10 protein-coding genes are annotated in these 11,178 nt (G+C 40.1%); 4 read left to right on the top strand and 6 right to left on the bottom strand.

The features are described from left to right. The first annotated feature begins 27 nt into the window (after window positions 1–27). On the top strand, window positions 28–1,029 hold the full coding sequence (locus Q0A08_RS06435; RefSeq protein WP_438465648.1) for a hypothetical protein: 1,002 nt from the start codon (window positions 28–30) through the stop codon (window positions 1,027–1,029). 153 nt (window positions 1,030–1,182) lie between these two features. On the opposite strand, the gene Q0A08_RS06430 is transcribed toward Q0A08_RS06435, so the two are convergent. From Q0A08_RS06430 to Q0A08_RS06405, 6 genes are all read right to left on the bottom strand, one after another. Beyond that, window positions 1,183–2,412, bottom strand: coding sequence for a M24 family metallopeptidase (locus tag Q0A08_RS06430; protein ID WP_438465647.1), 1,230 nt, complete (start codon window positions 2,410–2,412; stop codon window positions 1,183–1,185). Window positions 2,413–2,462: 50 nt separating this feature from the next. After that, complete coding sequence (locus Q0A08_RS06425) at window positions 2,463–3,809, bottom strand: TRAP transporter large permease (RefSeq protein WP_438465646.1); 1,347 nt, start codon at window positions 3,807–3,809, stop codon at window positions 2,463–2,465. 56 nt (window positions 3,810–3,865) lie between these two features. Continuing rightward, complete coding sequence (locus Q0A08_RS06420; RefSeq protein WP_438465645.1) at window positions 3,866–4,381, bottom strand: TRAP transporter small permease; 516 nt, start codon at window positions 4,379–4,381, stop codon at window positions 3,866–3,868. An 89-nt stretch (window positions 4,382–4,470) separates the two neighbouring features. Next, complete coding sequence (locus Q0A08_RS06415) at window positions 4,471–5,508, bottom strand: TRAP transporter substrate-binding protein (protein ID WP_438465644.1); 1,038 nt, start codon at window positions 5,506–5,508, stop codon at window positions 4,471–4,473. 57 nt (window positions 5,509–5,565) lie between these two features. Next, window positions 5,566–6,726 (bottom strand): M20 aminoacylase family protein, encoded by a 1,161-nt coding sequence (locus Q0A08_RS06410; protein ID WP_438465643.1) that lies wholly within the window; start codon window positions 6,724–6,726, stop codon window positions 5,566–5,568. Between the two features lie 37 nt (window positions 6,727–6,763). Next, on the bottom strand, window positions 6,764–7,522 hold the full coding sequence (locus Q0A08_RS06405; RefSeq protein ID WP_438465642.1) for a maleate cis-trans isomerase family protein: 759 nt from the start codon (window positions 7,520–7,522) through the stop codon (window positions 6,764–6,766). A gap of 275 nt (window positions 7,523–7,797) precedes the next feature. On the opposite strand from Q0A08_RS06405, the gene Q0A08_RS06400 reads away from it, so the two are divergent. The 3 genes from Q0A08_RS06400 (at window position 7,798) to Q0A08_RS06390 (ending at window position 11,030) form a co-directional block, all read left to right on the top strand. Further along, complete coding sequence (locus Q0A08_RS06400; protein WP_438465641.1) at window positions 7,798–8,280, top strand: Lrp/AsnC family transcriptional regulator; 483 nt, start codon at window positions 7,798–7,800, stop codon at window positions 8,278–8,280. Between the two features lie 407 nt (window positions 8,281–8,687). Further along, window positions 8,688–9,785 carry a malate dehydrogenase gene (locus Q0A08_RS06395; protein ID WP_046019723.1) on the top strand — a complete coding sequence of 366 codons (1,098 nt, stop codon included), beginning with the start codon at window positions 8,688–8,690 and terminating at the stop codon, window positions 9,783–9,785. A 264-nt stretch (window positions 9,786–10,049) separates the two neighbouring features. Then, entirely contained in the window at window positions 10,050–11,030 is a 981-nt protein-coding gene (locus Q0A08_RS06390; protein ID WP_438465640.1) for a malate dehydrogenase, read from the top strand. Window positions 11,031–11,178: the final 148 nt, after the last annotated feature.

Genomic DNA, 11,178 nt, shown 5'->3' with positions numbered 1-11,178 from the left:
ATTGAAAGTTTTGATAGGGATAGTGAGATGTACCAAGATACAGCTTATAACACAGAAAATTTAATTAAACAAAAAGAAGGTGAAGCTTTAGGCTACTGGCAAAAGAAATTAAACTCTGGTCGCAAGTTTAGTCATATAAAAGCAAATTCTGATATTCCTATTAACTCCTTTAAAGGAGATTTACCTTCGGATGAAGTTTTTAAATTAAGGGATAAGTCTATTGAGGATGGAGGTGATAATGCTAAAGAAATGTTCTGGACCGAAGAAGTTTTAAGTCAACAAACATTTAGCCCTTTCACTCAAATTTATTTGATATTAATTTCTTTTTCAAAGTTTTTTAGTTGGCTTCTTTTTCCTGTTTATATAGTCATGACTATATTGCAAATTTTAAATACTAATGAAGGAGACAGGTTTGATCAGTTTATCGATTCTTTAAGTATTTTTTATTACTTTATACTTCCTTGTCTTTTTGTTTATGGATATCACATATTAACCTGTAAAGATGGATTTGAATGGTTAATGCCACCATTTATGAAAATTAATGAGTTATATTCCCTTAATCGTCAAACAGGTATGGTAACCTTATATAAAAAAGGTAGGAAGATTCGATTTTCTCATCCTTTTGCTGAATTTGATTGTTATTTTACTTCATCACCCACAGCTCAGGGTCATAGTAATACTTCTCTATTTCTTGTACATAGATATAATGATTATAAATATGCTATTCCTTTACACCTGCTTTTAGGCGCTAGTCAAAATGTACAAGATTATAATGTTCTCTGGAATATGATTCAGCGCTATATGGATGTGAGCCAGCCTTTACCTGACTGTATTATTTTAGAAGAATCTAGAGAACGAGATCCTGTTACGGCCGCTCATGACAAAGTGACTGGACGTAATCCAAGATACTGGCGTGATATGACAGATGAAGAATATCTAACTGCTTTAGATAAATTGGATAAATCACAAAAAGAAGACAATAAGCCTTTACCTTTAATAGATATTATTAAAGGGGAAGTTATAAGTTAAGAATAGTAATAATTTAACCAAGGAAGGTGTTAATGAAAAATAAATAATTTAATTACATATTTATCAATTCAATAGTCATTTGAAGCACTTGCAGATAAACGAGTATTAGTAATAACCCGTTTATCTATTTTTGTTTTCTTTATCGAGTTTGAATTATCTATTTATCACAGGCAGTTTTGGCCAAGCACGTTTGTGTAGGAGCTCGCAGCCTGTTTCAGTGATGAGAATGTTTTCTTCATGTACCATCATTTTTCCTGGTGCGAAGGTCATCCCAGGCTCAAGTGTTAGTATCATGCCAGCTTCTAAAGTCACGTCACCATTTTCGACATTAGAAGGCCACTCAGTGAGCTGCATACCTAATCCGTGACCCATACGGCCCACATCGTTACCGAGTGCGCCGGCATTTTCGAGTACATTCCACATGGCCTGCCAGATATCTCCTGTGGTTTTTCCTGCACTTGCCGTTTCTAGTCCTGCTTCTGTGGAAGCGTAAACAGCCTCGTAAGCATAATGGGTCTGTTTGTCGACTTGGCCAAAGGCATAGTTGCGGTCAAAGTCACTAAAGTAGCCATCAAAATTCGCACCTGTATCTATGATCAATACATCTCCTTGGGTGAGAATGCGATCCGTTGGCCCCATGATGATATTGTCGTAACCATCTTTGCCGGATGCAGAGATAAGGTAAGGGCAAGTATCAGCACCAAGACGAAGCATTTCTAACTGCATCGCTTTACAAGCCTGTCTTTCTGTCATGCCAGCTTTTAGGTTTTCAAATAGATAATCAAAGCCTGCTGCCGTAACTTCACAAGCAAAGCGGGTTTTGGCAACTTCAGCAGGGGATTTAACACTGCGAACTTGCCTTATCAAGCCACTAATATCTTGTATTTGGTGGCGTCCAACACTTTGATTTAATGCACGCTTTAAAGACTGGTAGTTATCAGCAGGCATACGTAAATGTGTTTCTGGACCAAGCATGGCACCAATTTTAAAACTGGTTGTTGATACCTCTATCAAGGTATCTCTCAATAAACTAATACCGTCATCTTCTGGTCTAGGAGATGGCCAGCACCTGACATCTTCTATCCAAGTTTCATCAAAGCCTGCTTTACCTATTTCTGGCACAACCGCAATCGGTTTACCGATAATAGGAATCACTAAAAACCAAGGCCTTGTTGGGCTTTCCCAAAATTGGGATTTAAAACCGCTGAAGTAACGAAACTCTGGTTCAGTTGTTAAAAATAGGGCGTCAATGTTCTGATTGGCCATTAAGGTTTGGAGTCTTTCGGTTCTTTGCTCAAATTCAATTTGATCAAAACCCCGTGATGGTGCAATTAATTCTGTATTCATGGTTTTTTTATTCTCTGTTTCAAATGTACTAAGCATGATCATAAGATCATGCTTAGTAAGTTTTAGTTAAATGGCTTAAATAAGTGTCAGTCAGAAAATGCCAGATCGCGAAGTAATAGGGCAATGTCTGGGAAAAAGATCAATAACGCTGACATGGTAAATAAGATAAGAATGAAGGGGAGTGTCCCTCTAATGACTTCCATATAAGGTTTATTGAAAATAGCGATTGCCGTGAAAATATCACAACCAAAGGGAGGCGTGGCGGACCCAATGGCCATTTGCAGTGTGATCATGACACCAACAAGCACTGGGTCTAAGCCAGCGGCATCCACGATAGGGACAAAAATAGGTGTGAGAATCACGAGTACGACAAGTGAATCTACAAACATGCAGCCAACAAAAAAGCTTAAGGCAATCACAAAGAGAATGTACTCTTTAGAAGCATCTTCAAGGTTAAGTGGTGCCAGTAGATCCTGTGGAATTTGCTCGAATGAAATGTACCAAGAGAACGCTTGGCCCATCCCCACAAGAATGAAAACAACGGCAGTAATCAAACCTGTGCTTAAGGCTGCATCTATTACATCTTTTAAACCAAGCTGACGATAAACAAAACACTCAACTATGATGGCATAAAGCACCGAAAATGACGCCGCTTCGGTTGGTGTTACCGCACCAGAATAGATACCACCAACAATCAAGGCTGGGAAGCCCAATGGAATCAATGCTTTTTTAAAGGCGGTGACTCTCTCTTTAAATGAGGCTTTTTCTACTAAGGTAATGCTGTCGCCTTGTAATACGCTATAAAAGTAGCAGTAAGCTGAGAACATGATAGCCAGCAGAATGCCGGGTCCAATCCCAGCAATAAAGAGCTCACCCACACTGGTGTTAGCCAATGTGCCATAAAGAATTAAACCTATGCTAGGAGGTATTAAGAAGGCAATGTCACTGGCATTGATAATTAGCGCCATGACAAAACTGTCTTTATAACCTGCCTGTAATAATCGTGGGCGCATGATTTGCCCAACTGAAACCACAGTCGCCTGTGTCGAACCTGAAACAGAGCCAAACAAAGTACAACTAATGCAGGCTGTAATAGGCAAACCACCGCGTAAATGTCCTATAAAGGCTTGGATTAATCCTAATAAATTATTAGCTGTATGACCGCGCGTCATGATGTCGGCCGCCAAAATAAACATAGGTACAGCAATTAAGGCATTAGGCGAAATACCTGTAATCATTTGTTGAATGACAACACCTGTGTCTATGCCTGAAAAGTGAATTAAGCCAATCAAAGCGCCAACAGCTAATGGCACTACCATAGGGAAACTTAAAAATAATAAAATGACCATGCTTGCCACAAGCGTGAAAGTGATAACATAAATGTCTAATTCACCGGCAATAATGTCTGAAAAAAACTCGATAAATGAACTCATAAAAGGGTACTCATTAAACCTTAAAGAAGCTGATAACTTGATGCTGATTTACATTGTTAGATATCAACTGCGTCGTGAGATAAGTAAATCTCCTTATGGGTAAGGTTCATAAAGAAAGCAATAATGTACTGGAGTCCTGCCATCGCTAAGCCAATAGGGATGATTGAGAAAACCAAATAAACAGGGAACTGTAATGCGGGGCTTAAACGGTTTAGGTCTTTTACTTCCATGACATAGATATAGGCTTTATAAGAAAGATAAAACATCAAAAGACCTGTGGTGATGGCGATTAATGTGGCAATGAACTTTCTTGCCGGAAAATTAAGCGAATCATAAAGCGCTGTCATTCGAATATTACGGCCTTTTCTGACCGCGTAAGCAAAACCGATAAAGGTAACCGCAACGATTAAAAACTGGTTGAGTTCTTCCGAAAAGAAGAGGCTTTTTCCAAATGCATAACGACCTATGGCGTTTGCAGTGGAATTGGCCATCATCAGCAAAATAGACGAAAAAACAATGGTTTTTTCGATCGTTTCAGTAATACGGCTGATGTGAAAGAGGATTTTTTTCATAAGAACACACCTTAATAAAGCAGACTAAAACAAATGCTTAGACCTAACTTTTGTCCTTGCGTAAAGGGTTAGGTCTAAGTCTTGAGGTATTACATAGAGGCGTCGTTAACTTCTTTGATTAAGCTTTGAAGAATTTTCTTCGCACCGGCACGAGCTTCTGCTTTATCGCTACCTTGATAAGCATTTTCAACTACATTGTAGTAGGTCTCGTGTAGATTTGTGCTTAGTGCTTTGAAGCGGGCACGTTCATCTGCATTTAGAGTTACAACTTTCATATCAGGGCGTTCAGCCATGATTTTCTTCATGTTTTCAGCATTGATTTTTAACTGGTAATCATGCGCTGCTTGCTCAGCTACCTTGATAGCTTTACGAACCATAGCTTGTTTTTCACTTGAAAGGCCGTTGAACCATTTGCTGTTAGTTGACACTGTGCCTACGTAAGGTTGCTGGCCAGGTAGCATTAGGTAATCTTGCACTTCATGCCATTTTGCGTTGTACACGAAGTAGATAGGGTTAACCATGCCATCAACGGTTTTAAGTTGTAGTGCGCCATACACTTCACCCCAAGATAAAGGCGTTGGGGTTGCACCAAAAGCTTTATAGGTTTCAACTGGGATAGTTGAGGTAAAAGTACGGATCTTCTGACCAGCAAAGTCTTCTGGGCTACGGATCGGCTTGTTAGCCCCCCATACCATTTCACCTTCTGAGATCATGGTAAGTAGCTTCAAGTTTACGCGCTCAAACTTATCAGCAAGGTCTTCATAAATGGTTTTACTGCCCGTTAATACTTCACGAACAACGTCTGTTTCAGTTCCCATTACGTAAGGTACGCTAAGAGCTTGTACTTCAGGTACATAAGAACCTAGATGTCCAGTACCCACAGATACAAATTGCACTGTGCCTTTCGCAGTTAGCTCGACAATGTCATTCTCTGTGCCAAGTTGGCCGTAGTAATAAACTTTGACTCGAATATCACCATCAGATTCTTTTTTGATCGTTTTAGCAAAGGTTTGTGCAAAGATATCTTGCACATCTTTTTTATCTTCTTCTGAGGCAAACTTCCAAGTTTCTGCGCTAGCACCCATGCTAATGCCCATTGCGAGTAGTGTGGTTAATAGTTTTTTCATGTGAGTATCCTTAGATTTTATTTTTAGAGTTAAGGTTTTGCTTGGTTGATTGCCTGGTTAGGTCAATTGATCAGTGACTAGTTGCACCCAGTATTGAGCGCCATAGCCAAGAATATTGTCGTTAAAGTCATAATTAGGGTTGTGAAGTGCGCAGCCACCAACGGATTCCACGCCATTGCCAATAAGGGCGTAACAGCCTGGTTTAACCCTTAGCATGCTGGAGAAGTCTTCCGAAATCGTAAGTGGTAAACAATCTGGGTCAACGTTGTCTTTGCCAAATACTTTGTTTGCTGCAGCAATGGCATGTTCAGTTTGAACTGGGTTGTTCACAGTTGGGTAAAACGCATTGGTAAATGTGAATTCATATTCCGCACCCGCTGCATGGCAAATACCAGAGATAATGCGTTCCATGCTCTCTTCAATTTTTGCAAGGCTTGCCTCACTAAAGCAGCGACAGTCACCTTTAATGGTGACTTGTGAAGGAATAACGTTCACTGTGCCATTGGTTAGAAACTCTGTGGCAGAAACAACCGCGGTTTCTTCTATGGCATTGAGGTTACGAGAGACAATGGTTTGTAGCCCTAGAATGATTTGAGAACCGACGACAATTGGGTCAACGCCTTTATGTGGCATCGCCGCATGTCCACCAATGCCATTTACGACAATTTCAAAACTGGTTTCGCTGGCCATTAGAGAGCCGGGTCTCACAATATATTTGCCTTCAGCGAGCCCCGGCATATTGTGTAGCCCGTAAACCGCATCAATATTAAAGCGTTCAAATAGGCCATCATCTATCATGGCTTGTGCACCTTCGCCATGCTCTTCATCTGGTTGAAAGATAAAGTAAACCGTACCGTTAAAGTCTTTGTTTTGAGCAAGATAACTCGCTGCGCCTAAAAGCATGGCAGAGTGACCATCATGGCCACAGGCGTGCATTTGTCCTTGGTGCTGTGAGCAATGGGAAAAGGTATTTTCTTCATTGATAAAAAGTGCGTCCATATCGGCACGAAGGCCAATACTTTTTTGGCCATCACCGCTTCTTAACACGGCCACTATGCCTTGTTTGCCAATATTACGAATGACTTCAAGGCCAAAACTTTCTAACTTTTCCGCAATAAAGTCTGCTGTTAGTGGTAGGTCGAAACCGCACTCAGGAAAGCTATGCATATGACGACGCCATTGGGTCATTTGTTTTATCAATTGTGGATCTAATGACATATCTAAACTTCTCTTTTATGAATGGTGTGAAGGCTGCTTAAAGGTGTTTTTGTGAAAGTAAGCTACCAAATCCAGTGACTTGCTTAGGGTATTGAAGCAATTGCAAGCTGTGCCAAGCCAAGGCCTGATTGCTGCTAATCACTGGGATTTTTAGTTTTGCTTCCAAAGTGTCTAGCACTAAAGAAGCGCGTAATGCGGTACAGGAAATAAACATGAGGTCTGCTTTCTCATCGCAAGTAGCAAGAGCGGCATCTTGGATATCTTGAGGTGTGATGTAAGTCATAGCTGTATCATCTTCAAAACCAAATCCTGCAATACTGAGAACTTCGTATCCTTGATTGCTGAAGAAATCGGCAACTTCTTGGTTAACAGTTTCTGTATAAGGGGTAAGAATCGAGATCTTTTTGGCTTTGAAATGATTAAATGCTGTTAAAGCTGAAGTAACAGGGTTTGTCACTGGTACACCGGGTTGAGCTTGCTGAATTAACTCAGTGATACGCTCTAAACCAATGGCAATTGTGCCTGAGGTGCATGCATACATGACGGCATCAAGTTGGGTACCTGGTAAAAGAGTTGCTGCCGTATCTGTGATACCTGGCGCCATGGTGCGTAGGTTCTCAATCGTCAAAGGGTTTACGTTTTTGACTCGGCTGGTAAAAAACTGCACATCATCTGGGTACATACGCGACAAATCCGTTTCTATATTGAAATCTGTCGCTAAAGAAATAACACCAATACGTCCTGCTGGAGCGAGACGTTCTAAAGGTTGCTGATGTTGTACGTTTATTATTTTCATCATGCTCTCTTATCTGAGTAGGACTGTTTAACTTGTCCTGTGTTCAAACTAGGTATGTCTTAGTTTTGCTACGTGGCTAAGTCATGTATCCATGCTACGCCTTTGAAATGCGGAAATTCATGCAATAACAAGGGCAGGATGAAGAACCGCCGCAAAATTTAAGTAAATATGCGTAAAAACTCACGTAAGAATTCTTCACTATGAAAGCAGTCTTTAAATTTTAAAATACGCGCTTTTGTTTATTAGCTCGTACAAAGTAAGTAGGTAAGCCTTCTATGAGTGATCTCCAATCCAGTAACTACGATAATTTCGATGCGAAAATTCTCGATATTATTCAACAGTCTAACCGCGCTACATCAGAGCAAATTGCCGAGCAAATCGGGTTATCTGCTGCTGCCGTTCAAAGGCGTATGAAACGTATGCGTGAGCAAAATATTATTAGTGCAGATATTGCTGTGGTAAATCCTAAAGCAGTCGATCGTAACGTTACCTTGATAGTGCAAGTGACGTTAGAAAGAGAGAGATTGGATCTATTGGACACCTTCAAAAAAGAGATGAAGCGCCATTTGTCAGTGCAGCAATGTTATTACGTGACTGGTAGTTCAGATTTCATCTTAGTGGTCACAGCGAAAGACATGTCTGACTATGAAGCTTTCACGCGACAAGTCTTTTTTGAGAATTTAAATATCCGTCATTTCGAGACAAATGTGGTGATGGATCCCGTAAAGGTTGGTCTGTCTGTACCATTAATGTTTTAACTTGATAGTGATTTAAACTTGTAATTATTTGGTTTTAAAGTGTTTTTATCTTTAAAAATACCATTATATAGTTTAATTATGTTGAATATTTTTTGTATTTATTTTACTCAATAAAATGGGATCAAAATTCATTTTAGTTGCCCTTACAAATGGGTTAATTTTGCTAGTAGACAAAGAGCATAAGACAATTTTAAGACGTTATAAAAACGCTTGGTTTAATGAAGTGAGTGTTTCCATCTAAGCGCTATTGATTAATTAAAAGGTTGATAAAGCTTGTTTGGGGTCGCCTTAAGATAAAAGTGTTTTATGACGAATGTTTTAATGGTTTTAAGTGTAATCGTTCACATAAGTGATGCGATATAAATCATCATCTATAGGCAATTTAAACTCTTAAAAAGGGCAAAATAATGAAAAAACCCGTACGTATTGCTGTTACTGGTGCTGCTGGTGCAATAAGTAGTTCTTTACTGTTTCGTGTCGCTGCTGGAGAAATGTTTGGCACGGACCAACCAGTTATTTTACAACTAATTGAAGTGCCACAAGCAATGGAGCAATTGCGTGGTTTAGCTATGGAGTTGGAAGACTGTGCATTACCTTTATTGCACACAATTCGTATTTTTGACAACCCAGAAGCAGGCTTTGAAAATGCCCATTATGCGATTTTAATTGGCGCTCGCCCGCGTTCTGCTGGTATGGAGCGTAACGATCTTTTAACTGCGAACGCTGAGATTTTTGAGCGTCAAGGTCGTGCTTTGAATGAAACGGCTGCTCGTGATGTTAAGGTGCTCGTTGTAGGTAACCCTGCAAACACGAATGCCTTAATTGCCAGCCGTAATGCGCCGGATTTAAGCCCAACACAGTTTACCGCCATGACTCGTTTGGATCACAACAGAACTAAGGGAATGGTTGCTAACTCTTTAGGTGTAAACGCGGAAGAGATACATAAGGTAATTATTTGGGGTAACCACTCTTCAACTCAATACCCTGATCTGAACCACGCTAAAATATTTGGCGATAAGGTGATTGGGCAGTTAGATGAAACCTATTATAAGAATGAATTAATCCCACGTATCCAGCAAAGGGGCGGTGAGATTATTAAGGCGAGAGGCCACTCTTCTGCTGCGTCAGCCGCTCAAGCGATTATCGATCATATGAGAGATTGGGCTTTGGGTACGGCTGAAGATGAGCTTGTGAGCATGGCGATTGTAAGTGATGGTAGTTATGGTATCGAAAAAGGGATTTTCTACTCTTTCCCTGTTCGTTGCCGTTATGGCCGTTATCAAATTGTGACAGGCCTTGAACTGTCTGATTTCAGTCAAGAGCGAATGAAATTAACAGAAGCTGAGCTATTAGAAGAAAAAGCATCGGTTAATCATCTACTGCCTAAAGAAACGGAAGAGTCTCATTCCAATCTGACAATCTGTCTTCGCTCAGGCAAAACCTTGGTTGGTGATGGCTTATTGAAGTCTGGATCAGCGGTGTTAGAGACAAATCGTCTGCTATAAGCTTTTTAAGCTAAATTAGGTTAATTAGAAAACCTGCCATAGTTTATGTGGCAGGTTTTTTTATAGGTAAAACTGTCAGTTAATAGTCGATTTGATGGATTAATTCGATAAAACTAGTTTATTTTTGCGAATTAAATTTCTTTAATTCATATTGTGAAACATATGTTTCATAAGGTGGTTTTTTCCTGTAATCTCATTTTATTGAATGGGGGAGGGTAACCTCTCATTGATTTAGCTATAAGAGATTTGATTAGGGGAAGTATGATGAAAAAGCCCGTATGTATTGCTATAACTGGTGCGTCTGGAGGTATTAGTAGTTCGCTATTATTTCGCTTGGCAGCAGGTGAAATGCTGGGGTTAGATCAGCCTGTCATACTGCAACTGGTCGAAGTGCCTCAGGCAATGACGTCTCTATCTGGATTAGCACTTGAATTAGAAGATTGTGCCTTGCCGCTTTTACAGGATATTCGTATTTTTGATAATCCTGAGGAAGGTTTTGCCGGAGCTGATTACGCGATATTAATTGGTGCAAGGCCTAGAAGTGCAGGTATGGAGCGTAATGATCTCTTAACGGCTAATGCACAAATATTTGAGCGCCAAGGTAAAGCGTTAAATGATTATGCTAGCTCTGAAGTAAAAGTGCTGGTGGTGGGTAACCCTGCTAATACCAATGCCTTGATTGCCTCTCGTAATGCGCCTGATTTGGATCCAAAACAATTTAGTGCTTTGACTCGCCTTGATCATAACCGCGCGAAAGGCTTAGTGGCTAAGCACCTTGGTGTGAATGCAGAAGCCGTTGAGAATGTTATTATTTGGGGGAACCACTCATCGACTCAGTACCCAGATTTAACTCAGGCGCAAGTTGAAGGTGAAGCTGTACTCAAACAAATAGACGAAACTTACTATCATAATGAGTTAATTCCACGTATTCAGCAGCGTGGTAGTGAGATTATTAAAGCGCGAGGGCATTCGTCAGCGGCATCCGCTGCACAGGCTATTTTGGACCATATGCATGATTGGGCCTTAGGCACAGAAAATGATGATATCGTCAGTATGGCAACCTTTAGTGATGGTAGTTATGGTATTGAAAAAGGTTTGTTTTACTCTTTTCCCATGCGTTGTCAAAACGGTGTGTGTGAGATTGAACAAGGGCTAGCTTTAACCGATTTTAGTAAAGCACGTATGTTAGCAACACAAAATGAATTGATGGAAGAGAGAGCCTCAGTTAATCATCTACTGCCTTAATTCAGTAACCACCTTTTTTAATGCAAGCCAACTAAACCATGTTTAGTTGGCTTTTTGTTTATTAAGTCACTGTTTAAAAACTATTTTTTGCCAATCAGGCAACTTCTTACTCAGGTTTTAGCAATACTTTGCCTGTTTTCATGCTAGA

The organism is Marinomonas sp. PE14-40 (assembly GCF_051623805.1).
GTDB lineage: Bacteria > Pseudomonadota > Gammaproteobacteria > Pseudomonadales > Marinomonadaceae > Marinomonas.
This window is presented reverse-complemented; position numbering and strand designations above follow the sequence as displayed.